This window comes from Limosilactobacillus gastricus DSM 16045 (assembly GCF_001434365.1).
Classification (GTDB): Bacteria; Bacillota; Bacilli; order Lactobacillales; family Lactobacillaceae; genus Limosilactobacillus; species Limosilactobacillus gastricus.
In genome coordinates this window covers 57,756-82,827 of record NZ_AZFN01000001.1, presented here as the reverse complement: position 1 = coordinate 82,827, position 25,072 = coordinate 57,756, and the positions used below count along the sequence as shown (strand labels likewise).

Annotated in this window: 28 protein-coding genes and 1 other RNA gene; 5 read left to right on the top strand and 24 right to left on the bottom strand. The window is 41.7% G+C overall.

Features of this window, described 5'->3' with window-relative positions; translation table 11 throughout:
* Positions 1 to 2: 2 nt before the first annotated feature.
* From fabG to FC60_RS00390, 7 genes are all read right to left on the bottom strand, one after another.
* A complete protein-coding gene (gene fabG / locus FC60_RS00420) occupies positions 3 to 734 on the bottom strand; it encodes a 3-oxoacyl-[acyl-carrier-protein] reductase (protein ID WP_056936565.1) in 732 nt (243 codons plus the stop codon).
* The gene (locus FC60_RS00415) at positions 718 to 1,668 is read right to left on the bottom strand and encodes an ACP S-malonyltransferase (RefSeq protein WP_056936564.1); all 951 of its coding nucleotides are present in this window, start codon (positions 1,666 to 1,668) and stop codon (positions 718 to 720) included. The genes fabG and FC60_RS00415 overlap by 17 nt, the downstream gene beginning before the upstream one ends.
* A gap of 4 nt (positions 1,669 to 1,672) precedes the next feature.
* The gene (locus FC60_RS00410; RefSeq protein WP_056936563.1) at positions 1,673 to 1,918 is read right to left on the bottom strand and encodes an acyl carrier protein; all 246 of its coding nucleotides are present in this window, start codon (positions 1,916 to 1,918) and stop codon (positions 1,673 to 1,675) included.
* A 24-nt stretch (positions 1,919 to 1,942) separates the two neighbouring features.
* On the bottom strand, positions 1,943 to 2,917 hold the full coding sequence (locus FC60_RS00405) for a beta-ketoacyl-ACP synthase III (protein WP_056936562.1): 975 nt from the start codon (positions 2,915 to 2,917) through the stop codon (positions 1,943 to 1,945).
* Between the two features lie 18 nt (positions 2,918 to 2,935).
* A complete protein-coding gene (locus FC60_RS00400) occupies positions 2,936 to 3,382 on the bottom strand; it encodes a MarR family winged helix-turn-helix transcriptional regulator (RefSeq protein ID WP_056936561.1) in 447 nt (148 codons plus the stop codon).
* Between the two features lie 50 nt (positions 3,383 to 3,432).
* The gene (gene fabZ / locus FC60_RS00395; RefSeq protein WP_040467929.1) at positions 3,433 to 3,879 is read right to left on the bottom strand and encodes a 3-hydroxyacyl-ACP dehydratase FabZ; all 447 of its coding nucleotides are present in this window, start codon (positions 3,877 to 3,879) and stop codon (positions 3,433 to 3,435) included.
* 104 nt (positions 3,880 to 3,983) lie between these two features.
* Positions 3,984 to 4,529 (bottom strand): TetR/AcrR family transcriptional regulator, encoded by a 546-nt coding sequence (locus tag FC60_RS00390; RefSeq protein WP_056936560.1) that lies wholly within the window; start codon positions 4,527 to 4,529, stop codon positions 3,984 to 3,986.
* A gap of 102 nt (positions 4,530 to 4,631) precedes the next feature.
* Here FC60_RS00390 and FC60_RS00385 point away from each other — a divergent pair, with 102 nt between their 5' ends.
* Together FC60_RS00385 and FC60_RS00380 are read left to right on the top strand one after the other, a co-directional pair.
* Positions 4,632 to 5,186 (top strand): hypothetical protein, encoded by a 555-nt coding sequence (locus FC60_RS00385; protein WP_056936559.1) that lies wholly within the window; start codon positions 4,632 to 4,634, stop codon positions 5,184 to 5,186.
* Positions 5,187 to 6,167, top strand: a complete 981-nt coding sequence (locus FC60_RS00380) for an amidohydrolase family protein (RefSeq protein ID WP_056936558.1) — start codon at positions 5,187 to 5,189, stop codon at positions 6,165 to 6,167.
* A 64-nt stretch (positions 6,168 to 6,231) separates the two neighbouring features.
* On the opposite strand, the gene tsaD is transcribed toward FC60_RS00380, so the two are convergent.
* The 15 genes from tsaD to tadA all read right to left on the bottom strand — a co-directional run bounded on the left by tsaD (position 6,232) and on the right by tadA (position 17,022).
* Positions 6,232 to 7,245, bottom strand: coding sequence for a tRNA (adenosine(37)-N6)-threonylcarbamoyltransferase complex transferase subunit TsaD (tsaD, locus tag FC60_RS00375; RefSeq protein WP_056936557.1), 1,014 nt, complete (start codon positions 7,243 to 7,245; stop codon positions 6,232 to 6,234).
* Positions 7,227 to 7,802 carry a ribosomal protein S18-alanine N-acetyltransferase gene (gene rimI, locus FC60_RS00370; RefSeq protein ID WP_056936556.1) on the bottom strand — a complete coding sequence of 192 codons (576 nt, stop codon included), beginning with the start codon at positions 7,800 to 7,802 and terminating at the stop codon, positions 7,227 to 7,229. The genes tsaD and rimI overlap by 19 nt, the downstream gene beginning before the upstream one ends.
* Positions 7,786 to 8,511 (bottom strand): tRNA (adenosine(37)-N6)-threonylcarbamoyltransferase complex dimerization subunit type 1 TsaB, encoded by a 726-nt coding sequence (tsaB, locus tag FC60_RS00365; protein WP_056936555.1) that lies wholly within the window; start codon positions 8,509 to 8,511, stop codon positions 7,786 to 7,788. Before tsaB ends, rimI begins: the two co-directional genes overlap by 17 nt.
* A 125-nt stretch (positions 8,512 to 8,636) precedes the next feature.
* Positions 8,637 to 9,632 (bottom strand): UDP-glucose 4-epimerase GalE, encoded by a 996-nt coding sequence (gene galE / locus FC60_RS00360; protein ID WP_056936554.1) that lies wholly within the window; start codon positions 9,630 to 9,632, stop codon positions 8,637 to 8,639.
* 72 nt (positions 9,633 to 9,704) lie between these two features.
* A complete protein-coding gene (locus tag FC60_RS00355) occupies positions 9,705 to 10,463 on the bottom strand; it encodes an acyl-[acyl-carrier-protein] thioesterase (RefSeq protein ID WP_056936553.1) in 759 nt (252 codons plus the stop codon).
* Between the two features lie 11 nt (positions 10,464 to 10,474).
* Positions 10,475 to 11,335: a 16S rRNA (cytidine(1402)-2'-O)-methyltransferase gene (gene rsmI, locus FC60_RS00350; RefSeq protein WP_056936552.1), complete on the bottom strand. Its 861-nt coding sequence runs from the start codon at positions 11,333 to 11,335 to the stop codon at positions 10,475 to 10,477.
* Positions 11,336 to 11,340: 5 nt separating this feature from the next.
* Complete coding sequence (locus FC60_RS00345; protein ID WP_056936551.1) at positions 11,341 to 11,682, bottom strand: DNA replication initiation control protein YabA; 342 nt, start codon at positions 11,680 to 11,682, stop codon at positions 11,341 to 11,343.
* Position 11,683: 1 nt separating this feature from the next.
* Entirely contained in the window at positions 11,684 to 12,703 is a 1,020-nt protein-coding gene (holB, locus tag FC60_RS00340; protein ID WP_056936550.1) for a DNA polymerase III subunit delta', read from the bottom strand.
* 12 nt (positions 12,704 to 12,715) lie between these two features.
* Positions 12,716 to 13,036, bottom strand: coding sequence for a cyclic-di-AMP receptor (locus tag FC60_RS00335; RefSeq protein ID WP_007121911.1), 321 nt, complete (start codon positions 13,034 to 13,036; stop codon positions 12,716 to 12,718).
* Positions 13,037 to 13,038: 2 nt separating this feature from the next.
* Positions 13,039 to 13,692: a dTMP kinase gene (gene tmk, locus FC60_RS00330; RefSeq protein WP_056936549.1), complete on the bottom strand. Its 654-nt coding sequence runs from the start codon at positions 13,690 to 13,692 to the stop codon at positions 13,039 to 13,041.
* Positions 13,693 to 13,704: 12 nt separating this feature from the next.
* Entirely contained in the window at positions 13,705 to 14,304 is a 600-nt protein-coding gene (recR, locus tag FC60_RS00325) for a recombination mediator RecR (RefSeq protein ID WP_056936548.1), read from the bottom strand.
* Between the two features lie 12 nt (positions 14,305 to 14,316).
* Positions 14,317 to 14,625 (bottom strand): YbaB/EbfC family nucleoid-associated protein, encoded by a 309-nt coding sequence (locus FC60_RS00320; protein ID WP_007121914.1) that lies wholly within the window; start codon positions 14,623 to 14,625, stop codon positions 14,317 to 14,319.
* A gap of 22 nt (positions 14,626 to 14,647) precedes the next feature.
* Positions 14,648 to 16,324, bottom strand: a complete 1,677-nt coding sequence (dnaX, locus tag FC60_RS00315; protein WP_056936547.1) for a DNA polymerase III subunit gamma/tau — start codon at positions 16,322 to 16,324, stop codon at positions 14,648 to 14,650.
* Between the two features lie 101 nt (positions 16,325 to 16,425).
* Positions 16,426 to 16,512, bottom strand: an RNA gene (gene ffs, locus FC60_RS09225) — signal recognition particle sRNA small type.
* Between the two features lie 45 nt (positions 16,513 to 16,557).
* The gene (gene tadA / locus FC60_RS00310) at positions 16,558 to 17,022 is read right to left on the bottom strand and encodes a tRNA adenosine(34) deaminase TadA (RefSeq protein WP_050950798.1); all 465 of its coding nucleotides are present in this window, start codon (positions 17,020 to 17,022) and stop codon (positions 16,558 to 16,560) included.
* Positions 17,023 to 17,314: 292 nt separating this feature from the next.
* On the opposite strand from tadA, the gene nrdH reads away from it, so the two are divergent.
* From nrdH to nrdF, 3 genes are all read left to right on the top strand, one after another.
* Positions 17,315 to 17,536, top strand: coding sequence for a glutaredoxin-like protein NrdH (gene nrdH / locus FC60_RS00305; RefSeq protein ID WP_007121917.1), 222 nt, complete (start codon positions 17,315 to 17,317; stop codon positions 17,534 to 17,536).
* Between the two features lie 185 nt (positions 17,537 to 17,721).
* A complete protein-coding gene (gene nrdE / locus FC60_RS00300; RefSeq protein WP_056936546.1) occupies positions 17,722 to 19,893 on the top strand; it encodes a class 1b ribonucleoside-diphosphate reductase subunit alpha in 2,172 nt (723 codons plus the stop codon).
* Positions 19,894 to 19,937: 44 nt separating this feature from the next.
* Positions 19,938 to 20,939, top strand: a complete 1,002-nt coding sequence (gene nrdF, locus FC60_RS00295) for a class 1b ribonucleoside-diphosphate reductase subunit beta (protein ID WP_007121919.1) — start codon at positions 19,938 to 19,940, stop codon at positions 20,937 to 20,939.
* Between the two features lie 34 nt (positions 20,940 to 20,973).
* Here the strand turns inward: nrdF and FC60_RS00290 are convergent, their stop codons facing one another.
* Both FC60_RS00290 and FC60_RS00285 read right to left on the bottom strand, forming a co-directional pair.
* Positions 20,974 to 22,659: a glycoside hydrolase family 13 protein gene (locus FC60_RS00290; protein ID WP_056936545.1), complete on the bottom strand. Its 1,686-nt coding sequence runs from the start codon at positions 22,657 to 22,659 to the stop codon at positions 20,974 to 20,976.
* Positions 22,660 to 22,674: 15 nt separating this feature from the next.
* Positions 22,675 to 25,068, bottom strand: a complete 2,394-nt coding sequence (locus tag FC60_RS00285; RefSeq protein WP_235806050.1) for a glycogen/starch/alpha-glucan phosphorylase — start codon at positions 25,066 to 25,068, stop codon at positions 22,675 to 22,677.
* Positions 25,069 to 25,072: the final 4 nt, after the last annotated feature.

Below are 25,072 nucleotides of genomic sequence, written 5' to 3'. Positions count from 1 at the left end.
TCCTAAATAGTCATTCCACCATCAACCACGATCGCTTGTCCCGTGACATAATCATTTTGTGCCAAGAACAATGCTGCTTGGGCCACTTCTTCAGGGTCACCCAACCGTTTTAATGGAATCTGGTTTAATAGTTGTTCTTTAACCTTATCTGACAAAACTGCCGTCATATCACTTTCAATCATTCCCGGTGCAATCGCGTTACAACGGATCCCACGCATTGCCCCTTCTTGAGCCACGGTCTTCGTCAGGCCAATAATGCCACCTTTACTAGCAGCATAGTTAGCTTGACCGGCATTCCCATGTAGCCCAACAACACTAGCTAAATTAACGATACTCCCTGAACGTTGTTTGTTCATTTTCTTCAAAATAGCTTGCGTCAACATAAATGGTCCTCGCAAGTTGACGTTAATAACTTGATCAAAGTCATCTAACTTCATCCCAATCATTAACTTATCGCGAGTGATCCCGGCATTGTTAACTAATACGTCCACATGACCATAGGTATCCCAAGCAGTTTGAGCAAAATCCTTAATAGTATCTGGATCAGCAACATCCGCTTGTAAGAAAGTATATTCAGTATTTAACGCCGTTAGTTCATCCGTCAATTCACTCGGTAGCTCATGACGGGCGTTCAGAATTACTTTACTGCCAGCTTTAGCAAAAGCTAAGGCCGTAGCAGCACCAATTCCTCGCGAACTTCCGGTGATTAAGACTACTTTATCCTTGAGTTCCATTTTGGATCTCCTTTACAAATTCTTGATAATCAGCCAAAGTTTCAATATGATAACGAGTTAATCCTCGATCAACTTGCTTGGCAAATTGTGACAAGGTCTTACCTGGTCCGATTTCCAAAGTAGCATCGACTCCTTGGTGATCAATCATATATTGCAGATCTTCACCAAAATGAGTTGGAACCGCCAATTGACGCTCCATGACTGCTTTAATTTCATCAGCATGGAGAGGTTGAACCGTCGTATTACTAATCATCGGGACAACCGGTTCCTTAAAATCAACACTTTGTAACCGGTCATGCATTTTAGCCCGCGCCCCATTAAAGAGCGGCGTGTGAAAGGCCCCGTTGACCTTCAAAATTACTGCTTTTTTGGCGTAACCATTGGCCGTAATTTGATCCACCGCCACTTGTAAATTTGGTAGAGTCCCACCTAAAACCACTTGAGATGGTGAATTATAGTTAGCGACGTATACCGGTTGACCGTTCTTTTGGCTTGCTTCGCAAATCGCTAACACCTCTGGTAAATTAGGCTTTACAATCGCTGCCATTGTACTGGTGACTGCATCAGCATCAGCCTGCATGTACTTCGCCCGATCAGCTAATAAGCTAATGCCAGCTGTCAGGTCAATTGCCTGACTCGCGATCAAGGCGGCATATTCACCTAAAGATAGACCGGCCATGGCCGCAATAGGCAATTCGGGTACATCCCGTTGCAACATTCGATAGATTCCGTAGCTAAAGGTGACGAGTGCTGGTTGTACGTTAATCGTTTGGTCCAACTCACCATTTTCACCACGAAGAATCGTTTCAATATCAAGGCCACTAGCTTCACTAGCCGTTTTTACAGTTTTTAGAAAAAGAGGATCGGCCAAAAGGTCAATCCCCATTCCCGGCTTCTGTGAGCCCTGGCCACTAAACAGAATCCCTAAACGCATTTAATTAAGCCTGTTCATCCATTTGCTTCTTAACGAAGTCAACAACGTCACCAATCGTTTGTACGTTTTCATCAACATCAAGTTGAATATCAAACTTGTCTTCCAATTTGTTCATGATTTCAAAAACATCTAGACTATCAGCATCTAGGTCTTCTTTGATCTTTGCGTCTAAAGTAACTTGGTCTTCATCAAGATCTAATTCTTCAACAACAACTTCCTTAACACTGGCAAAAATTTCTTCTTTAGTCATTTTAATATCCTCACTTTTTATATTTTAATACTTAATAATCATGGTTCCAACGGTTAAGCCACCCCCGAAACCACTCAGGGCAATAATATCCCCGCGTTTTACAATCCCCTGATCAACACATTCAGATAAAAGGATTGGTTCACTGGCCGCTGAAGTATTTCCATATTCATTAATATTGATAGGAAATTTCTCTTGTGACACGTGGAGACGTTTAGCAACCGACCTTATAATTCTAGCATTAGCTTGATGTAAGATAAAGTGGTCAATTGCATCAACATCAATTGACGCTTGGTTAGCGGCCGTAATTATTGATTTGGGCACTTGATGAGTCGCAAAGCGATAGACGCCGTGCCCATCCATATAAAAGGGCTTTAAATCAGTGACTGGCCCTGGGAATTGGTTGGCAACCTTGGTATAACCAGCCGATAAGGCATCATGTTGATCGCCAAAGGTTTGCCAATTCTGACCTAATAATATAGATGTAGCGGACGCATCTTTTTCTAAAAGCACGCCACCTGCGCCATCACCAAACAAAACAGCCGTCGTCCGATCTTGCCAATCAATAATCTTAGACAAGACTTCAGCACCAATGACCATCGCCCGATTAACGGTCGGCATTTGTAAAAGTTGCTTAGCTACCATCATGGCGTACATAAAACCTGAACAAGCCGCTGATATATCAAAGGCAACGGCATGGCTGGCACCCAATTCTCCTTGTACGATGGCCGCTGTAGCAGGCGTATACGCGTCTGGAGACATGGTGGCAACAATAATCAAATCAACTTGATCAAGCTGGTATCCACTCTTGGCGAGCAGGCTTTGTCCAACTTTTATCGCTAGATCTGAAGTGTTCTCACCCTCACTAATGTGGCGCTGGCGAATTCCTGTCCGCTCCGTAATCCATTCATCAGAAGTGTCCATAATCTGTGATAAGTCGTCATTAGTAACTATTTTGGACGGAGCATATCGAGCCGTCTCAATAATTTTGATTGCTTCCACGAAGATGGGTTCCTCTTACTATCTTAGGTTTACATTTAAAAAATCTTCTAAGTTCGCCAAACTCTTCTTGATCACCCCTAATTGATCGTCGTCAACATCCTTTAAGAAACTATTGGCCAAACGATCATGAAAGGCCCGTTGCGTTCGATATATTAACCGACCCTTCTTCGTTAAAGTGATCCGAATTACCCGCCGATCATGCTGGTCAGGCAAACGCTGTGCATAACCTTTCCGACATAAGCGATCAATTGTTGCCGTAGCCGTCCCCGGCGCAACATGCAATCGTTCTGCGAGGACCGAGGCTGTTGGCTGATCATACATCGTAATTGCATCAATTGCATGTAACTCTTTTAAGGTCAAATCATTAAACCGACTTTTCCTTAATTCCTGCTCCTCGATCCAAGTAATCGCGGTATTAACTCGCGTCAAAGCTTGGGCGATTTCTCGATAATCATCATTCTTCATGTGCGTCCCTTTCCTTTGGAGCTAAATAACACTCTAGAATGATGGTCTCATTAAATCTTTTCTTCACGATCAGCCACGATAAAGGTTAATTCTGCACTGCAGACCTTCTTATCGTTAACTGTCGCCACTGCATCCACAATTCCCATCCGAGATCGGGTTTTTAGCATCTTAATGTGTAACTTCATCACATCGCCTGGCTTAACCATACCTCGGAACTTGGCGTTCTTGACGGCGCCTAAATAGGCCGTCTTTTTGTAAAATGATGGTGATTTTAATATTAAAATCGAGGCCGCTTGGGCTAAAGTTTCAATAATTAAAACTCCAGGCATTACTGGATTTCCGGGAAAGTGTCCACGAAAGAATGATTCATTAATGGTTACATTTTTCGTGGCCACAATATTTTGATCCGGCTCCATCTCATCAACATAATCGATATAACAGATTGGAAATCGGTTAGGAATTAAATCCATGATTTCCTGAGCTGTCATGATTGCCAATTGTGTCACCTACCTTGCATTTATTTCGAATATCAAAAGATTCGACTATCAAATTATATTTAATAACAACGTAAAAGTCAAACTAATTCTCACCACAGCAGAAATTAAAATTGGTTTGCGATAAACTTTACTTCCCGTTTCATTAATTCATAGAGTTCGTCAAGGCTTTCTTGGCAACCGTGTTCTACCCATTCTTTTAAAGTTGCATAGGCAATATAAGTGAGCAAGGTTGTTAAATATGACAAATCCTTATTCGAAAGTTGAATCTGAAGTAAGTCCATGATCAACTTTTCGTTCGATCGAGTGGCCGCAACTAACAGTTCACGCCGATCACTCTTGATAATCGCTGTAGTTAAGGTTGGATTTTCAGTTGCAATTTGTAGTAATAGTCTTGCAAAACTCACCGGTTCATATGAATTGTCAGCATAATTTCGAATTGATTGCTGGAATAATTGATCATATTGATACATTAAAACATCGTCTAAAGTATCGAAATGACGATAAAAAGTCGTGCGTGCAATGCCATTAATCTTGCATACTTCCGAGATGCTAATATCTGGATAATCTTTCTTTTTGAGAACCATCGCTAGCCCTTCTGAAATCAGCTGAGCCGATTGGATACTTCGTTGATCTTCTTTAATATGATACATCTTTAACCTCATTTGTATCTTTAGTTCCCTTGCCATTGTATCACGAGCTAATATACATTAAGATCAAAATACAAAATTCAGATATCATTTTAGGAGGTTATAATGTCAAAAATTAAAAATTGGTTGACGCTTGAAGATGATTATTTACCTTCAATGCGTACAGTGTCCTGGATTGCATTTAGTTTACTCATTGTCTCAACCCCATTTTTTGCTTTCACAAGTGGAATGGGGCAATACTTACGAGAATATCTTGGTTTAATCTGGCATTTATCGATGTTCTTCTTCATTAATAAATTACCAGTACCGGATTGGGGTAAAAAGGCTGGGACCTATTGGATTATCTTAGATGTTTTAAGTGGTCTCTTATATTTAAATAATTTTTATGGGATCAGCGGTAATCTTAGTCTAGGGATTGCCACAGTCAGTCTCACCATGCCTAATACCGTACGATACGCCGCTCATATTTTTGAAGGGATCTGGATGATTTCTTCATCCCTCACTACTAAAAACCGCGTTATTCAAGTTTGCGGAATTCTGACAGGTATCTTAATTGCTGGCTATAGCTTAGTATGTCCTTTCGCCCCCAGCTGGCTACTAGCACTTAATTCACCTTTTATGTATGTTTGGTTTATTTGGATTGTACGAGGAAAATATTAAATGAAATTAATAAGTTTAGAAGAGCATTGGTGCCCCCGCGAATTATATGAGGCACCCGCCAGTCCTGGATATCAAAGTATCCAAGCAGTGAAACGGATGCGATCCCCCCAAGAATTCCAAAAAATCACGGCAGCCATTTCTGATTTAGACCCCGACCGAATTGCCTTAATGGATCAAAATAACGTTGATATGCAAATAGTTTCTTTATGTGCAGCCAATATGGAATTATTAGACCAGCCTTTGGCTCAACATTATGCTCGATTAGCTAATGATCTACTATTAACACGTATTCAAAAATATCCTGAGCGCTTTCGAGGCTGGGCAGCGTTGCCAACCGTTAATCCGATTACCGCAGCAGAAGAACTAAAACGCTGTATGGAAACAGGCTATTTTGTTGGGGCGATGATTAATGGACACATCAACGGACATTACCTTGATGAACCTCAATTTGAACCTTTATTAACTATGGCCGAGAAATTAGATGCCCCCATTTATATCCATCCTGCTGTTCCACCTCAGAAGGTATTAGACGCCTATTATCAGGTTGCCGATCCATATGCGAAAAATGTGCTAATCTCTGGCGGATGGGGATGGCATATTGAGACTGGCACCCATCTGTTAAAAATGGTAGTGACCGGGGTTTTTGATCGCCATCCTCAATTAAAAATTATTGTTGGACACTTAGGCGAAGGGATCCCATTCTTTATGGAGCGATTAAAAAATGCGACCGGTGCAAATTTGAATCATTGCTACCCTTACTACTTACAAAACAATGTATATTACACAATATCCGGTTTCCATGATCCTGACTTATTTGATTTCGTCTACAAAAAAGTGGGGGTTAACCATTTGATGTTCTCTGCCGATTATCCCTTTAATCCATTAAAACAAGAGATTACCTACTTTAATTCACTTTCGCTACCAGAAAATGAACGAAGGATCGTAGCCGGGTTGAATGCTACCAAACTATTTAAACTTTAACCTCACACCCAAAAAACGGATCCCTAAATTAGGATCCGTTTTTTATTATCAAGAATTAGCATTTTTATAGCGATAAGCCAGGTTGAGCATTTAAAGACCAATCCGCCCGATCACCATATTGATAACCAACATGAGCAGCCGCTCCAATCATCGCCGCATTATCACCGCATAGTTTTAAAGGGGCCTTGAGTAAGTCAACTTCAGGATGAAATTTTTCTAGGTCCTCTTCCAAACGAGACCGCAATCCTCGATTAGCAGCAACTCCGCCGGCTAAAATCAATTGTTTAACCGGATATTGATCCAGCGCCTTGATAGTCTTTTCAACTAAAACATCCACCACGCTCGCCTGAAAAGAGGCTGCTAAATCATTAGCATCTAGTTGTTCTCCTCGTTGCTGAGCATTGTGCACCGTATTAATAAACGCACTTTTTAGTCCTGAAAAAGAAAAGTCTAAATTGTCTTCTTTTTCCATGGCTCGAGGAAAATGAAAGGTATCAGTTCCTTGTAAAGCCATTTCATCAACCTGTTTCCCAGCTGGATACGCAATCCCCATCACTCGCCCAATCTTATCATAGGCTTCGCCGGCGGCATCATCCCGGGTCTCACCAATAATTTGATATTCGTGTGGCGCCGCCATGTAAACTAGCTCCGTATGGCCGCCAGAAACCAATAGTCCCATTTGTGGATAGGAAAATTCGTGTTCAAACCGTGCCGCATATAAATGACCAGCCATATGATTTACTGGCACTAATGGCAAATGATGGGCCCAAGCCACCGCTTTAGCAGCGGTTACTCCAATCAATAATGATCCAACTAAGCCCGGCCCATAGGTAACTGCCACCGCCGTTAAATCGTCATAGGTTACTTGAGCCTCCAACAAGGCATCATTAATACATGCCGTAATTTGTTCGATATGATGACGGCTGGCCACTTCAGGTACCACGCCCCCAAAACGCTGATGACTAGCAATTTGCGTTGCAACGATGTTGCTTAAAATTTTATGCCCATTTTCCACTACGGCTACGCTGGTCTCATCGCAACTGGATTCGAAGGCTAAAATTAATTCTTGTTTTGCCATCCTTTTCCTCCCCTCATCGGCAAGCTAATTACCATTTCTAAGGCATCATCCCCATCATCTCGATAGTAGTGATGTCGTACACGCAACAATTCAAAATTTAATCGTTCATACAAACGTTGAGCTCCAGGATTATGCTGTTTCACTTCCAAAGAAACTGTTAACATTCCCTGTGTTTGAGCAACTTCCAATAAGTGTTGAATGACTTTGGTGCCAATTCCTTGCCCTTGGAAATTTGGCATGATCCCCAGGTTAGTAATATGAGCATCTAATTGACGGCGATTAAATGACATGCCTGCGTACCCAACCGTTTGTTGATTAACCATGATGGCTAAATATAAGCGTTCTCGATGATATAACTCATTTAAAAAGCCCACACGTCCCCACGGTGAAGCCTGATAAATTTGCCGCTCAATAATTTCGAAAGCATCGGCATCCTTAGCATATGCTTGGCGAAATACCACTTGATTCTGGATAACTTGCTCTTCAACCGTTCCAAAACTAATTGGTTCAGGAGCGTCAAATCGCTTGTGTAACCAGTCTTTAAACCCGTTGAACATAATCGTGATCCATTCCCTCTGGGTGGGTTTGCAACCAATTCATTTCCGCTTCGGTCCGCCGTAAATATCTTGGGACCACCGTATTGACATCCGCTACTGGTTTCTTTGCTTTCCCTAATAAAGCCAGTTGATAAGCTGACGGTAAGGCTCTAACGGCGGTCATTAACCGAATTCCTTGCGGCAAATCAGCTAACAGCGTGGTCAATTTAGCTGTCACTTCACCAACCAAGACAACTGAAGCGGAGCACTTTGATAATTGGCTGATTAAGTCGGCCATTTCAAGATGCTGATCAGCTTGTATATTTAGCAAGGAACCATTTTGCCATTGGTATTGACCAGCGAAAACCGTCCCCCGGCGCGCATCAAAAAAGGGAACAATAATTTCGTTCGTCAACGGCGGGATATTAGCTGCCAAGACTTGCAAACTCGAGACAGTAACCAAGTTAATCCCTAACGTGTCCGCTAAGACCTTGGCGGTGGTAACCGCGATTCGAATTCCAGTATAAGATCCTGGGCCACTGGCAACGACAATCTGATCCAAATCCTCAGGAGTCCACTTAACTATTTCCATCAATCGATCAATCGTCGGCAAAACATAAACACTATGATTTTTAACCATTTTTAATGTCGTCGTCGCCATTAAATTACGATTTTCAACTAAAGCGATTGCCATCGGCTGGTTAGAAGTATCAATAGCCAGTATTTTCATTGTTTCTATCCTTTCAATTAATAATCTGTACAATCTTAACATATTAGCCGGTAGTCTGTTAACTTCAAGGCAAGGATAAAAAAATCACACTATGGAATCCCATAATGCGATTTAAAAAATTAAATTTAATTCCGATCGTCGTAACCCTTAGGATGAGTTGAGTGCCATTGCCAAGCCGTTGCAATGATATCGTGCACATCATCATATTTGGGTTGCCAGTTTAATACTTCCCGAGCCTTATCACTAGCGGCTACTAATGAATCTGGATCGCCGGGACGACGAGGCGCAATCTTTGCCGGAATTTCTTTACCAGTAACTTCACGGGCTGCTTCAAGCATTTCCTTATTGGAGAAACCAGTTGATGACCCTAGGTTAAAGGCATTGCTTGGATTACCAGCTTCCAGATACTTCAAGGCTAAGATATGAGCATCCGCCAAATCCATCACATGAACATAATCGCGGACGTTGGTACCATCTGGGGTGTTGTAATCATCACCAAAGATACTCAACTCAGCTCGTTTTCCTTGTGCCACTTGCATAATAATTGGTACTAAGTGAGTTTCTGGACCATGATCTTCACCAATCGTACCATCCGCAGCTGCTCCCGCCACGTTAAAGTAGCGAAGGGCAACAAACTTAATGCCATATGCTTCATCAGCCCAAGCCATCATTTTTTCCATCATTAATTTTGATAAACCATATGGATTGATTGGTTGTTGTGGATCGGTTTCCTTAATCGGCATCGTTTCTGGAATCCCATAAGTTGCTGCCGTTGATGAAAAGACAATGTATTTAACTTTAAAATCTCGCATGGCTTCCAATAAAGTGATCATCCCACCTGTATTGTTATCAAAATACTTTAAGGGCTCTTGCATCGATTCAGGAACAATCGAAAAAGCTGCGAAATGAACCACGGCCGTGATATCTTCGTTCACAAAAATCCGATCTAAGAAGGCCCGGTCGCGAATGTCACCATAATAAAACTTAGCCTTAGGATTAATAGCCTTTTTATGACCAGTCGAAAGGTTATCGGCCACCACGACCTCTTCGCCTGATTCAACTAATTGTTTCACCATGTGGGACCCGATATATCCGGCTCCCCCAGCAACTAAAATGGACATCTGTTCATCCTCCAATACATAATTGATTCATCTACGAGTTTATCACAAAACCGCTTTCATGCTCTTAAAATTTCATTTTTCAAGCGGAATCCAATAATTTTCGCCCTTCGCACTAATTTCCCCATCTACTTCAATTAAATGTTGCGTCATTAAGCGCCCATCTTCCAATGGGGTAGGGATACTAACGGAACTGGTGATAATCTCATCCATCCGAACCTCTTTAGCAAAAGTAATTCGCATGGCAACTAAATGGTGATGACTTAAAAATTCTCCGCCTAATGGATCTAACATCCAATCAAAATAATGGGCGTTATTAACATGACCATTCATGTCAATGTCAAAATACCGGACCCGGTAGGTCTGTTGATCCCACTCCGGTGACCGTTCAAAATCACCTGGTTGAGGAAGGCGTGGTAAGCGACGGACTGGATCCATATCAAAAAGATCAATTACAGCTTGAGGAATAGTCATTATCTTACGCTTAACCAAGTCCATGAAGACAAAGGTGCCCTTAAATTCAGCATAAATTTGATCATCAGGCCCCTTAACATAGAAATCTCGAATAATAAAAAATTTATTATAAGACTCAACCCGTGTGCCGATCTTTAATTCTTCTTCTTTGCGAGCGGTATGGACGCTTAAATTACCGGCATAATTGATAATAACCCAACCACCACCAAATTGATTAACGGTGGCTAGGCCCACCCCATTTACTTGATTGTCGGCTTCAGCGGCTAATACAGCCAAATTAATCAGAGTACTTAAGGTGGGATGACCAGCGGGATCACATTCATAATAATTTAATTGATGTTTAATTTCATAAAATTCCACAATATCAGCTCCTAAAGGTTATGAAATTCTCGATAAAGCGCTTGTCGATTGAGGCCGCGTTTTTTAGCTACTAATTTAATAGCGGTGTTCACTTTCTCGCCTTGATCAATTAAGTGCTTAATCTGCTCAATTGGATCCTCAGTCATCTCTGAACTCTTATCATCCCCAGAATTCCCTGCTAATAAAATTACAAATTCACCGCGTACCTGGTCGGTTTGGGCCCAGGCTAAAACCTCTGCGAGACTACCTCGAATAAATTCTTCGTATCGTTTAGTAAGTTCTCGCGCTAATACCACTGAACGCTCGGGGCCAATAACCGCTACCATATTTTGTAAAGTTTTAGCTAGCCGATGTGGCGCCTCATAAAAAATGATCGTTTCCTGACGCTCTTTCAGCGCTGTTAACGTCTCTTGTTGAAGCGAAGTTTTCCGTTCTAAAAAACCATAAAAATAAAATGGTTGCGGAACTAATCCCGAAGCAATTAATGCTGTTAAGCCTGCATTGGCTCCCGGTAAAGGGATTACCGGAATATTCGCTTGAACACACGCCGCCACCAGTTCTTTCCCTGGATCAGAAATTGATGGCATCCCTGCATCACTACATTGAGCAATTGATTCACCATGATTTAGACGTTCTAACAACTGCGGGATCCGTTGTTCAGTATTATGTTCATGAAAACTAATCATGGGTGTATCAATTTCAAAGTGATTTAATAATTGTCGGGTATGGCGAGTATCTTCAGCAGCAATCAAATCCACCTCACGAAGGACTTTAATCGCACGAAAAGTCATATCATCCAAATTGCCAATTGGGGTTGGGACTAAATATAATCGTCCATTTATTGATTCTTGAAAGCTTGAAATTGCTTGCATGATTATCACTTGCCTCGCTGATCATTAAAGATGACATCTAAACAAAAAGTACATGACTCATCATCTTCTAGTCGCTTTCCATAATATTCGTTACAAACATGGAAGCCTTCTTGATATAGCTTTTGCAAATTTTTCCGTGAATCCGATAGTCCTTCATCAGCTTTTACATTTTGTTGGGCCAACATTTCACGTAAATGATTATTTTCAATTGTAAGTTCCGCATTTTCTTTTAAAACGGAATTCATTTGCTCTTGGAGAATTTCCATATTTTCTACCAGAGCTTTTGTTTGTTGGGTGATCATATTTAATCGATCATATAAATTCCCTTTATCCACCCGTTCTGTCATCTTAAGCTCCTCTATGGTATCCGCCTAATCGTGTAAAGCATTGTAACACAAACTGTTCTAAGATATTTTGAAAATTGATATTTTGATCTAGTTGGTGCCGCAGTCCTAGGGTTCGTTCACTAATGAATAAAATTTGCTCTGAACTCAAGCGATTAACCACCTCACTTAATGGTTGATACCATTGTTGGAAGTGAATTAAGTTAGTTGCCACCCCTTGTTTAATAAAGAGCAGATCACGAACCACCAGCATGATCAGATCAAAAATTACTTGTTGATGTGCTCGATCAATTGCCAGAGGTATCCACTTGGTTTGCACTTCAACAAAAGCTAGCCAATCACCACCGGCCAACTTCTGCACCCAAGGGACCAATAATTTAACAACTTGGCTTAACCAATCATTCTCCAGTAGTTCCTGGGCTTGATCGACTGACTTAGTTAAGCCCCAAATAACTGGTTGCAAATAGTCTGGAATCTGAGCTTGAGTCATCAACTCCCGACCGACTTCATCACTGACCGGTTGAAGCTCGATTACCTGGGTCCGTGATTGAATAGTGGGTAAAATCGCATTTTTATTCGTTGTTAATAAAAAGATATAGATATCTGTACCCGGTTCTTCAATAAACTTCAACAGACTATTCGCGGCATTAACGGTCATTTTCTCAGCATCCTCAATGATGAATACCTTCTGCCGGCCTTCGACTGAACTTTTTGAAAACTCATCTTTTAAGTGCCGAATCTGGTCAACTTTAATTTGTCTACCATCTGGCTCAGCTACCACTAAATCAGGATGATTATTAGACAAAATCCGCTGGCATTCATCACAGGTTAAATCTGGTTGCGAATTGACTGGCGATAAACAAAAAAGCCGCAAAGCGACCCATTGTGCCAACAATTTCTTTCCGGATCCACTTGGTCCCACCAATAGGTAGGCATGTGCTAACTCATTATGATCAATTAAGCCTTGCAGACGCTTTACTAGCTGGGGTTGCCGATCATTAGCTGTCAACAAACTTTCCGTCATTTTGGCTCCTACTTAAAATTGTTCAAATTGTTCCACTGGGAGTACAAACACCGTCGCTCCACCAACCTGGACATTCACCGGCATGGTCGAGCGGCCTAAATCGGTGGCAGCTGGCGATGAAACAAATTGGTCACGGGATTGTGCATGCTCCCGAATTATTTCCATCACCATTGGAATCTGGGGATCAACTACCCCAATTAAAAAGGTCACATTTCCTTCACTCAAAAAACCTCCGACACTGGCAAGTCGGGTTGAACGAAATCCCGCTTCAATCAAAGCTGATTGTAAATGATTACTGTCCTTTTTTTGCACAATTGCAATTACCATTTTCATGATTAAGCATCCTCATTTTTTAGTTCTGGCCATCGTTCTGCCATTTGGTGCCAAACATTCTTAACGACTGCTGTTAGCTCTTGACTTGCATTAACAACGACGATCCGTTGGGGATCACGCTGGGCTTGCTTTAAAAAGCCTTGGCGAACTCGCTGATAAAAAGTTAAGGTTTCTTCATCTAGCCGGTTAATTTGGTCTGTGCGGTGTTGCGCAATCCGTTGAAGTCCTTCTTCAATTGGCAAATCAAGGACAAACGTTAAATCAGGCAAGCAATCACCAACCGCCGCTTGATTTAGCTCCCAAATCTGATCGAAACCAAGTTGACGGCCTTGTCCCTGATAGGCAACCGAACTATCTACAAAACGATCGCATATAACAATTTGATTGGACTTTAGCGCTGGCTTGATCTTTTCAACAACATGCTGACGTCGTGATGCGGCGAATAAATATGCTTCCGTCCAACCGTCCATATCCACCGATTTAGATGATAATAAAAGGTCACGAATTGCTTCCCCAATGGGAGTTCCCCCAGGCTCTCGGGTTAAAACCACTTGATTAGCCAACTTTACGTCAGCTAACCGGTCAACTATCGCTTTAATGACACTCGTTTTTCCGGCCCCATCAGGTCCCTCAAAAGAGATAAACTTCCCTGTCATGGATTGCTCCTCTTACATTTCAATCCGTCCTTGGACGGCTCTAAATAGCGTTAATTCATCAGTATAATCAATATCAGCCCCGGCTGATAAACCATGAGCCAGCCGCGTGACTTTGATTCCTGCTGGCTTTAATAACTTAGCTAAATATTGGGCCGTCGTTTCCCCATCCATGGAAGCATTCGTCGCAATGATCACCTCTTGTACTTCAGGATGTTGCTTTAAACGGTCAATCAAACTAGGAATATTAATATCCATTGGTCCCGTGCCTTCACTAGGCGAAATGGTCCCGTTTAAAACATGGTACAATCCATGATATTCATTCATCCGTTCCATTGCCATAATGTCTCGGGCGCGTTCCACCACTATAATTTGGCTTTGATCACGAGTTGGATCTTTGCAAATGGGACAGGGATCATCTTCCGTGATATTGCCACAAATGGTACAAAAATGTAGATCTTGTTTCACTGCTTGTAAAGCGAGCGAAAAATCTTTCACATCATCATCGGCCATCCCCAATGTATAAAAAGCTAAGCGAGTTGCGGACTTTTCACCAATTCCTGGTAGTTTCATATAACTGTCGATTAACTTAGCAATTGGTTCTGGATACTGCATCCGCCTTAACTCCTACATTCCTAACCCACGCGTGTACTTGCCCATCTTACTTTGGGTCGCTTGATCTACTTTTTCCAACCCATCATTAATGGCCGTCAAAACCATGTCCTGAAGCATATCGACATCATCGGGATCCACCACGGCTGGTTTAATTTGTAAATCTGTTAACTTCTTATCACCCGTAAAGGTCGCCACGACCATTTCATCAGGGGCCTTGCCCACAAAGGTTTGTTCGGCTAATTCTTGTTGTTCAGCCATCATTTGTTTTTGCATTTTTTGTGCTTGCTTCATCATCTGTTGCATATTCATTCCACGCATCATTGTTGTTTACCTTCTTTTCTTGTTAATCATCTTGTACAGTAATATTTTCTTGACCAAATAATTGTGCCGCTTGCTCAACCACTGGATCGGTCGCCGGTTTGTCTGCTGACTCAGCTGACTTTTGATAAAAGCCATGGTTAGCCAAATAATCATGACGAATTTCAGGCCACTTGGCTTTAGGAACAAAGGCCACTTTTCGTTCATTCCCCGTTAACCGCTGTAAACTGGCTTCCATATTTGCCCCCAAAGTACTCTCGGAGGCTTGTTGGAACAAAAATTGGTTATCAAAAGCCACGACCACACCAGAAGGACTAGCCGCTACAGGTTCGGAAATATGGATTAAGGACCGTTGAGCCGGTTCTAACATATTCAACATATCTCCCCAAAGTTCTTGGAGACTGTCTAAATCTTTCCGAGTGGCTTGACCCAGGATCTCATGAATAGGCGCTAAATTAAATCGTTTCGCTGATTTTTTTGGTTTTGGTCGATGCGATTCTTTGGCTAGTGCAGGATTAGTTGATACTCGTTGCAACTGCATTTCCAGTTGTTCAACTTGCTTTTGTAACTGTGCAAGCCGCGGATCTTCTTTGGCTGGCTGCGGATTAGTTTCCACTAGTTTAGTCTGACTTAAACGAACCGTTAAAACCTCTAAATAGACATCGGGATGTGTCGTAAATCGCATTTCATCTTGAATTTGATTAATGACATCAATCATTTGGTAAAGCTGATCAGCCGAAGCATTTTGACTCATCTGATCAAAGTCATCAGCCTCCAGCCCCGTTGTTGCTGGATCGATCAAATCTGGTGATTCTTGATAGAGTAGCACATCTCGTAATAGAGAAATTAAATCCTCTGTAAACCTTTGCCCATCCTTACCAGCAGCTAAAATCTCGGTCATGGTGGTTAGAGATTGCGCACTTTCGTGATTCGTTACTTGCAAGTAATATTGCATCAGTAACTTACGTGTAATGCTGCCCGTCACTAACAAGGCATTATCCACATCAACATGGTTATCCCCATAAGAGATCACTTGATCTAAAATACTCAGGGCATCCCGCATTCCACCTTCAGCAGCATTAGCAATCACCCAGAGTGCTTGTTCATCATAAGTGATCCCTTTTTGTTCCAGGATATATTGCATTCGTTTAAAGGCATCTTGCGAAGAAATCCGCCGGAAATCAAACCGTTGTACCCGCGAAATAATCGTCAGCGGGATTTTATGCGGTTCCGTTGTAGCTAAGATAAAAATGACGTTAGCTGGTGGTTCTTCCAATGTTTTTAATAAGGCATTAAAGGCCCCAGTTGAAAGCATATGCACTTCATCAATGATGTAAACTTTATAATCCGCTTCCGTTGGTGCATATTTAGCCTTATCTCGAATATCACGGATTTCCTCAACCCCATTGTTAGAAGCCGCATCAATTTCAATGACATCGTTTAATTGATTCTTCGTGATTGCTCGGCAGGTCTCACATTCGTTACATGGTTCCCCATCAACTTTATGATGGCAGTTAACTGCTTTGGCGAAAATTTTAGCGGCCGAAGTCTTTCCCGTCCCCCGCGGCCCAGCGAACAAGTAGGCATGGCTAATCTGATTCGTAATAATTGAATTTTTTAAGGTTTTCGTGACCACTTCTTGACCCACAACGTCCATGAATCGTTGCGGCCGCCAAACCCGATACAAAGCCTGATAGCTCACAGTTTGTTCTCCCTCATTTTCAATTTACTAATCTCCATTATACCGACCTTTAATTAAATAAGAAAGGAGATCGAAAAATTCCGATCTCCTATTATTAACTATCTAACATAAAGCACAAGAAACATCAAACTTAGTGCTGCTTCCTTCCAGACCTGACACGATTCGTAAGCGTCTCCTTGCTTTATGACCTTTCGGCATTAACTATCTTACACTATCCTCATTAAAAAAACTAGTTATCTATTCGGCTTTTGTTTCAATATTTTTTTACGACGACGAATTGCTCGAAAAAAATCTTTCAGTAATTGTTGACAGGGCGCCTCCATAATTCCTGCATGAACTTCAACCTGGTGATTTAATCGTTGATCATTCATCAGTTGGTATAAGCTATGAACTGCTCCCGCTTTCGGATCAGCCGCTCCGTAATAAACGCGAGGAATTCGGGCATTAATAATGGCTCCACTGCACATGATACATGGCTCTAGGGTCACGTATAATTCGCAATTTTCTAACCGCCAACTTCGTAAAGCTTGATTAGCTTCATTAATGGCCAAAATCTCTGCATGATAGGTTACATCTTGGTAACGTTCTCGCATATTATGACCTCGTCCAATAATTTGACCGTCATGAACAATCACGGCCCCGATTGGCACTTCATTCATTAACGCTGCATCTCGAGCCTCTTTAAGGGCTTCTTTCATATAAAAAGTAATCTCACGTTCCGTTGCCAAAATAACACTCCGTTAATTTTTACCTCATTCATTTTTGAGGCTAACTTCACTTAGTTTTATCATTTTAACATAAGCCCAAAGTCATTTCTTGTTGGTCAAATCTCGTAGCCGGCAAAGAATGAAAGCCTTCTCTCTAACCCTATATCTAGTAACTAAAAATACAAAAACACAAGATATTGTGTTTTTCTACTTGATTTATACTTAAAAACGACTATACTAATATCATCAATTAAACGGAGAACGACTCGAGGGGGTATTACCAATGGTAACTGTATTTTCAAAAAACAATTGTATTCAATGCAAAATGACAAAGAAATTTTTAGAACAACATAACGTGGCTTTTGTTGAACACAATATTGACGAACAACCTGAATTCGTTGATGAATTAAAGGCCAACGGATTCATGGCAACACCAGTTGTTCAATTACCTGACGGAAATGCCTTTTCTGGTTTCCGTCCTGACATGTTACGTGGTTTAGCATAATCACTTCAATTAATTCGGTTATTGCTTAATCGAAAATCGCATACACCGTTGAACGAATGATTACCTATATTTCATTTAAACTTCAACGGTCCTTGCGGGGGCGAGAGGACGAACTAAATTCCATAAAATTTAGTTCTATCTCGCTCCTTTATTTTGCCCAATTTACGCAGAAAGAGGTATTTCACATGGCATTATCTGACCTAGATATGACACAAGTTAAGTATTTTGATCTTAATAATGAGATCAATATCCCTAAAAATGGTCAAATTCAATTAGAAAAAGATCACGAAGCATTAGTGGACTTTATTGAAACTAACGTTAAACCAAACACCAAACAATTTGCTTCAGTCGCCGAACGCTTGGATTGGCTAATTGATAATGACTATATTGAAGCGGGCTTTATTCGGCAATATCCAATCGAATTCATTGAAAAGCTATATGATTACTTGAAAGCACAAGATTTCCATTTCAAGTCTTTTATGGCCGCTTATAAGTTCTATGCCCAATATGCTTTACGGACCAATGATAAAGAATACTACTTAGAGAACTATATCGATCGGGTCGCCATGAATGCCCTCTTTTTAGCAAATGGTAATCAAGCGTTAGCTCAAGACCTCGCCGATGAATTAATTCATCAACGCTACCAACCTGCCACCCCAACCTTTTTAAATGCTGGTCGGAAGCGACGGGGAGAATTTGTATCTTGTTTTGAAATCCAAGCAACAGATGATATGAATTCTATTGGGCGGACAGTTAACTCCGCTCTGCAATTATCCAAAATCGGTGGAGGGGTTGGAATTAGTTTGAACAACCTTCGTGAAGCAGGGGCGCCAATCAAGAAGATTAAAGGCGCTGCTAGTGGAGTAGTTCCAGTGATGAAATTATTAGAAGATAGTTTCACCTACTCCAACCAACTTGGCCAACGCCAAGGTGCTGGTGTTGTTTACTTAAGCGTCTTCCATCCTGACATTATCTCCTTCTTAGCGGCTAAAAAAGAAAACGCCGATGAAAAAATTCGAATCAAGACTCTCTCACTCGGTATTACAGTTCCTGACAAATTTTACGAACTAGTCGAAAATGATGAGGAAATGTTCTTATTCAGCCCTTATGATGTTGAACGCGTCTACGGCGTCCCATTCTCTTATGTCGATATTACCGCTGAATACGATAACATGGTCGCTAATGACGAAATCACTAAATATAAGATCAACGCACGGGATCTGGAGGACGAAATTAGTAAACTCCAACAAGAATCTGGTTATCCCTATATCGTCAATATTGATATGGAAAACCGGGAGAACCCCATTGATGGCAAGATCATTATGAGTAATCTTTGTTCCGAAATTGCCCAAGTTCAGTCTCCTTCAATCATCAATAACGATCAATCCTTTGCTAAACTCGGAACTGATGTGAGCTGTAACCTAGGTTCCACCAATGTGGCCAACTTAATGGAAACTCCAGATTTTGGTCGTTCTGTCCGGGCAATGACTTATGGACTTACCCGGATTAGTGATTCTGAATCCCTTGATATTGTCCCATCAATCCAAAAAGGGAATGATGAATTACACGCCATCGGCCTTGGTGCCATGGGGTTACACGGTTACCTTGCTAAAAACCATATTCAATACGGCAGTCCCGTGGCCATTGAATTCACCAGCGTTTACTTTATGCTCTTGAATTACTGGACTTTGGTAGCCTCTCACGAGATCGCTAAAGAACGGCAAACGGCCTTTTATAATTTTGAAAAGAGCACCTATGCAGACGGCTCATACTTCGACAAATATGTTACCAAGGACTGGGGCCCTCAATCAGAAGCGGTTAAGAACCTCTTCAACGGGATTTTTATTCCTGGAATTGAAGATTGGCAAGCTTTAAAAGCTGACATTATGAAAGACGGCATCTACAATGCCTACCGGTTGGCAGTCGCTCCTAACGGCTCGACTTCTTACATTGGTGATTCAACCTCAAGTTTACATCCGATTATTAACCGGATTGAAGAACGTCAAGAAAAAATGATTGGGAAGATCTATTACCCAGCCCCATACTTAAACAATGACACCATCAAATACTACAAGTCAGCTTATGACACTGATATGCGTTCGGTCATTGATACTTACGCGGCGGCGCAACAACATGTTGATCAAGCCTTATCAATGACCCTCTTCATGCGCTCCTCCATTCCTGAAGGTCTCTATGAATGGAAGAATGGTCGAACTGATAAAATGACGACACGGGATCTAAACATCCTACGTCACTATGCTTACCAAAGTGGCATTAAGTCCATTTACTACATTCGGACCTTCACCGATGATGAGGATGAAATTGGAGCAAACCAATGCGAAAGCTGTGTCATTTAGTGTATACTATTCCTAATCTAATCAATAATTGAAGGAGAATTATCATGAGTTTAACTCACTACGATGCAATCAATTGGAACCAGGTTTCCGACATGATTGATAAAGCAACTTGGGAGAAACTAACCGAACAATTCTGGTTAGATACCCGGATCCCAGTTTCCAATGACTTGGACGATTGGCGCCAATTAGACGATGATCACAAATGGGTGGTCGGTCACGTCTTTGGTGGGTTGACCCTGTTGGATACCTTACAATCCGAAGAAGGTTTGAAGGCTTTAAAAGAAAACGTTCAAACTCAGCATGAAACTGCCGTTTTAAATAACATCCAATTCATGGAATCAGTTCATGCAAAAAGTTATTCCACCATCTTTTCTACGTTAAACACTCCGGATGAGATTGATGAAATCTTTGAATGGTCCGATAGTCAAGAATTCTTGCAAAATAAGGCCATTAAGATCGGGAATCTATATCTAGATGCTAATACGGACCCTCTGAAGAAAAAAGTCGCCAACGTCTTCTTAGAAACTTTCTTATTCTACTCTGGTTTCTACACCCCACTTTACTATTTGGGACACAACCAATTAAATAACGTTGCCGAAATCATCAAGTTAATCTTACGGGATGAATCAGTTCACGGAACATACATTGGTTATAAATTCCAAGTTGGCATGCGCCAATTAAGCGAAAAGCAACAACAAGACATGAAAGACTGGCTCTACAACTTCTTATATGACCTGTATGATAACGAAGAAAAATACACCCATATGTTGTACGACCAAGTTGGCTGGACTGAAGAAGTTTTAACCTTCATCCGCTACAACGCTAATAAAGCCTTGATGAATTTGGGCCAAGATCCGCTCTTCCCTGATACTTCATCTGATGTTAACCCAATCGTAATGAACGGGATCTCAACAACCACTTCTAACCATGACTTCTTTAGTCAAGTCGGGAATGGTTATCGTTTAGGTGAAGTCGAAGCCATGAATGATGATGATTATCATGTGGCACGACCAAACAGCGACAAAGATCTAAATGATAAAGAATAAAGTAAAGCACCTGCCAAAATTTGGCGGGTGCTTTTTACTTTACTTGTAATTGATAAGAATTAGACCCTAAATCAAAATCACCAATGATCTGCTGGTGGTCATTAAAACGCACCACCTGAATTCGATCAGGATCAACGACAACAAATTTGATTTTACCAGCGGTTAATAAGGCTCCATATCGATGCCGAAATGCAATCAATTTCTTAATCTGTTGCGCTAAATTCCTTCCCTTCGCGTCTGGTTGCCAATTCATTGGCTTTCGACAATCGGGATCATTATTACCAGCCATCCCAATTTCGGTTCCATAATAAAGTGATGGCATTCCTGGCTGCAGGATCAAAAAGGCTATCGCTAATTCAACCAGGCGATAATTACCAGCAGCCATGGTCATTAAACGCGCAGTGTCATGTGAATCTAACGTATTGAACATCAACATATTGGTTTGGTCGCGATACAGCATTAATTGGCGACTTAATCCAGCGCTTAACTGGTTTAAGCTTAGCTGGCGTTTAATAATCCCATCAATAATCAAACCAGCATATGGATAGTTCATCACCCCAGAGAATTGATCACCATTTAACCAGGCTTGAGCTCGATGCCAAATCTCTCCTAATATGTAGAAATCAGGTTTGAGATCCAGCATACGCTGGTGAAAAGCTTGCCAAAAATGGTGATCAATCTCATTTGCTACGTCAAGACGCCAGGCATCAATATCGTATTCTTTGACCCAATAGGTGGCAATGGATAACAAATAAGCTTGCACCTCAGGGTTAGCCGTATTTAGCTTTGTCATCTGTGGGTTGTTGGCAAAGGTTTCATAAGAAATCGCCGGTGAATACTCAGGGTTGCTAGTTGACTTATAAGTGACCGGAAACTGATGAATATGAAACCAATCTGCATAGACCGATTCCTGACCATGCCGGATGACGTCTTGCCACTGAGGAGAATTGATTCCCAGATGGTTAAAAACGGCATCTAGCATCACCCGCATCCCACGTTGATGGGCAGCCTGCACTAGTTCCCCGAATAATTGATTCGTCCCAAAATGAGGATCAATTTGGAAAAAATCGATCGTGTCATATTTATGATTAGATGGCGCTAAAAAGAGCGGGTTAAAGTACAAACCAGTTACCCCTAAATTTTCTAGATCATCCAGATGGTCGATAATTCCTTGCAGATCACCACCATAATAAGCCGTGCGGGACGGATGATCCTGAGGATTCCAAGATTTTGTTCCCGCTGGATCATTGGTTGGATCACCATTAGCAAACCGTTCTGGGAAGATCTGATACCAAACGGTCCCAGCTACCCAGCTTGGGACATGAATCGCATCAATTTCATGTCCGTAAGGCAAACGGAAATAACTATTCGCATTATTCAACGAAGCGTCGTGATCGACGGGCCAAAAGCCTTGGTCATTGTAATAATATGCCTCGTCGTCACTATCAACCAAAACAAAGGCATAGGCCAAGCGTTTGGTCGCCAACCGAACTTCTAGCTCCCAGTAATCATAATATTGATCTTGTAAGATCTTATCCATTGGCTGCGGATGCTGATAAAAAGGATCTAAATTTTCAGAAATCAACGAATATGGATCACCATAAATTAAGGCTACTTTTTTTAGATCATCTCGCTTGGTCTTAAGCCGAATTTGAAAAACATCATTTTTAAAATAGGCCATTTCACTATCTGGACGATGGATAACGGCGGCAAATTCCATTTAGTTTTACCTACCTTATGCTTGTGCTAGTGGCGTTAAATGCCAGATGTCTTGAGCATATAATTGGACCGTATGATCAGCATCAAAGCGCTCGACATGGGCAATATTGATTAGACTCCGTTTAGCCCAGGCCTCTTGATCCTGCCAAGCCGTTTCCACGCGGGCTTGGGCCTGCAAATAGCTTTCTAGGTCAGCTAACACAAAGAAGGGTTCATTAGCTTGAACAAAAGAATCATAGAGAGCTTTCCCTTCAGCCTGACAAGCTGGAATAGTTCCATCAATTAACATATCAACCACTGACTTAACCACTGGTGATTGATTATATACCTGTTGTGGATCATAAGAATGATCCGCATAGGCCTGATTAACCTGATCCTTATTCAGGCCAAAAATGAAGATATTATCATCACCCACTGCTTCGGCAATTTCAACATTGGCCCCATCCATCGTTGCGATGGTCAAAGCTCCGTTAGCCATTAATTTCATGTTGCTGGTCCCACTAGCTTCCTTGGTAGTGGTCGAGATTTGTTCTGACAGATCAGCTGCCGGAATGATTTGTTCAGCTAAGGTTACCCCATAGTTTTCTAGAAAAACTACTTTCAACCGATCATTAATAGCTGGATCATGATTGATTAACTTAGCCACTTCATTAATAACCTTAATGACTTGTTTAGCGTACACATAACTAGGGGCCGCCTTGGCACCAAAGATTACCACCCGTTTAGGATGATCAATCCCATTCTTCAAATCTCGATATAATGCCAGCACATGTAAAAGCTTCAAGGTTTGGCGTTTATAAGCATGGAGCCGCTTCACCTGAACATCAAAAATGGCCTGAGGATCAACTTCCAAACCAGTTTGCTGTTTGATGAGTTGGGCCAATTTTTGCTTATTAGCTAACTTAATCTTGGCCAACTGATTTAAGACCTTCGGATCATCCGCCGCCTTAGTCAGTTTTAGTAATTGTGCCGAATCATTACGCCACTGGCTCCCTAATTGTTCATCAAGTAAATGACTTAATTGCGGGTTTGCTAGTTGCAACCAGCGCCGTAAAGTAATCCCGTTGGTCTTATTATTAAAGCGGTCCGGATACAAGTTATAAAAGTCATTCAAGACCGTAGTTTCCAACAATTGCGTATGTAATTCAGCCACCCCATTAATCGAATGCGAACCAATAATTGCTAAGTGGGCCATATGAACTTGGTTCCCACTAATAATTCGTGTCCGATCAATTATCTGGCCATCTACTCGTCCTTGCAGACTTTCGGCATACCGCCGGTCAATTTCCGTGATAATGTCCATCAACCGAGGTAGTAATTGCCGAAACATATTGACATCCCATTTTTCCAAGGCTTCAGCCATGATGGTATGATTGGTGTAACTCATCACTTGTTGGGTAATCTGCCAAGCCCGTTCCCAATCAACCCGATAGTCGTCCACCAAAAGCCGCATTAATTCCGCCACACACATTGCTGGATGCGTATCGTTGATATGAATCGCCACTTCATCTGGTAGCTGGTCCCAAGCATTAGTGCCGTTATTCTTGACAAAATAACGAAGGATGCTTTGAATTCCCGCCGAAACGAAGAAATATTCTTGCTTTAAACGCAACAAACGCCCGTCATAAGTCGAATCATTGGGATACAGGACTGAGGTCAAATCTTCAATCGTCCGCCGGTCTTGAATCGTTCGATAGTCAATCTCATCTTCTGAAGGGATCTCGGCATTCCATAAACGCATTGTATTCGTTACGTGATTATGATATCCCACCACGGCAATGTCATATGGTACCGCCAGAACCACTTGATCGCCTTCATATTCGGGTGTCAACCAACCATCCTGTTCAATCATGGTATAGTGGCCACCAAAATGAACCAATGCTGCTTTCCCCTTTCGGCGCACTAACCAGGGACTATCGGACTTAGTCCAGTCATTTGGCATCTCCACTTGGTAGCCATCCACAAACTTTTGTTTAAATAGACCGTATTTGTAGTAAATACCGTTCCCGTTAGCAGCGTAACCTTCCGAAGCTAAGGAGTCCATGAAACAAGAGGCTAATCGACCTAAGCCCCCATTACCAAGTGCTAAATCTGGTTCGGCTAAGGCCACTTGATCTAAATCAAGCTTTAAATCGTGTAAAGCTTCCCGAGCCTGATCAAGCCAGCCCAGATTTAATAAGTTACTTCTTAAAAGGGTCCCTGGAAGGAACTCAATGGAAAAATAATAAACCTGCTTTGTCTGTTGGCGATTATCTTCGGTCCGGGTCCGTCGCCAATTTTCGGAATAACCGTGACGGACTACTGCCGACAAGGCTTCGAACAGTTCGTAATCGGTCGCTTCATCAATTGCCACGGAAAAATGTGTATCTAGCTCATCTAAAAATGCCTGTTTAAACTCATCTTTTGTCATCATC

Coding starts and splice junctions, on each gene's coding strand:
- FC60_RS00335 (WP_007121911.1), bottom strand. CDS start 13,036: ATGAAAATGGTAATTGCAATTGTGCAAAAAAAGGACAGTAATCATTTA.
- tsaB (WP_056936555.1), bottom strand. CDS start 8,511: ATGAAAATACTGGCTATTGATACTTCTAACCAGCCGATGGCAATCGCT.
- FC60_RS00415 (WP_056936564.1), bottom strand. CDS start 1,668: ATGCGTTTAGGGATTCTGTTTAGTGGCCAGGGCTCACAGAAGCCGGGA.
- rimI (WP_056936556.1), bottom strand. CDS start 7,802: ATGTTCAACGGGTTTAAAGACTGGTTACACAAGCGATTTGACGCTCCT.
- nrdH (WP_007121917.1), top strand. CDS start 17,315: ATGGTAACTGTATTTTCAAAAAACAATTGTATTCAATGCAAAATGACA.
- FC60_RS00285 (WP_235806050.1), bottom strand. CDS start 25,068: ATGACAAAAGATGAGTTTAAACAGGCATTTTTAGATGAGCTAGATACA.
- FC60_RS00390 (WP_056936560.1), bottom strand. CDS start 4,529: ATGTATCATATTAAAGAAGATCAACGAAGTATCCAATCGGCTCAGCTG.
- tadA (WP_050950798.1), bottom strand. CDS start 17,022: ATGAAAGAAGCCCTTAAAGAGGCTCGAGATGCAGCGTTAATGAATGAA.
- galE (WP_056936554.1), bottom strand. CDS start 9,632: ATGTCCATTTTAGTTGCTGGGGGAGCCGGATATATCGGGTCCCACATG.
- FC60_RS00320 (WP_007121914.1), bottom strand. CDS start 14,625: ATGATGCGTGGAATGAATATGCAACAGATGATGAAGCAAGCACAAAAA.
- fabG (WP_056936565.1), bottom strand. CDS start 734: ATGGAACTCAAGGATAAAGTAGTCTTAATCACCGGAAGTTCGCGAGGA.
- holB (WP_056936550.1), bottom strand. CDS start 12,703: ATGACGGAAAGTTTGTTGACAGCTAATGATCGGCAACCCCAGCTAGTA.
- tsaD (WP_056936557.1), bottom strand. CDS start 7,245: ATGGCAAAACAAGAATTAATTTTAGCCTTCGAATCCAGTTGCGATGAG.
- FC60_RS00385 (WP_056936559.1), top strand. CDS start 4,632: ATGTCAAAAATTAAAAATTGGTTGACGCTTGAAGATGATTATTTACCT.
- nrdF (WP_007121919.1), top strand. CDS start 19,938: ATGAGTTTAACTCACTACGATGCAATCAATTGGAACCAGGTTTCCGAC.
- FC60_RS00400 (WP_056936561.1), bottom strand. CDS start 3,382: ATGAAGAATGATGATTATCGAGAAATCGCCCAAGCTTTGACGCGAGTT.
- FC60_RS00410 (WP_056936563.1), bottom strand. CDS start 1,918: ATGACTAAAGAAGAAATTTTTGCCAGTGTTAAGGAAGTTGTTGTTGAA.
- recR (WP_056936548.1), bottom strand. CDS start 14,304: ATGCAGTATCCAGAACCAATTGCTAAGTTAATCGACAGTTATATGAAA.
- FC60_RS00380 (WP_056936558.1), top strand. CDS start 5,187: ATGAAATTAATAAGTTTAGAAGAGCATTGGTGCCCCCGCGAATTATAT.
- nrdE (WP_056936546.1), top strand. CDS start 17,722: ATGGCATTATCTGACCTAGATATGACACAAGTTAAGTATTTTGATCTT.
- rsmI (WP_056936552.1), bottom strand. CDS start 11,335: ATGCAAGCAATTTCAAGCTTTCAAGAATCAATAAATGGACGATTATAT.
- tmk (WP_056936549.1), bottom strand. CDS start 13,692: ATGACAGGGAAGTTTATCTCTTTTGAGGGACCTGATGGGGCCGGAAAA.
- FC60_RS00290 (WP_056936545.1), bottom strand. CDS start 22,659: ATGGAATTTGCCGCCGTTATCCATCGTCCAGATAGTGAAATGGCCTAT.
- FC60_RS00345 (WP_056936551.1), bottom strand. CDS start 11,682: ATGACAGAACGGGTGGATAAAGGGAATTTATATGATCGATTAAATATG.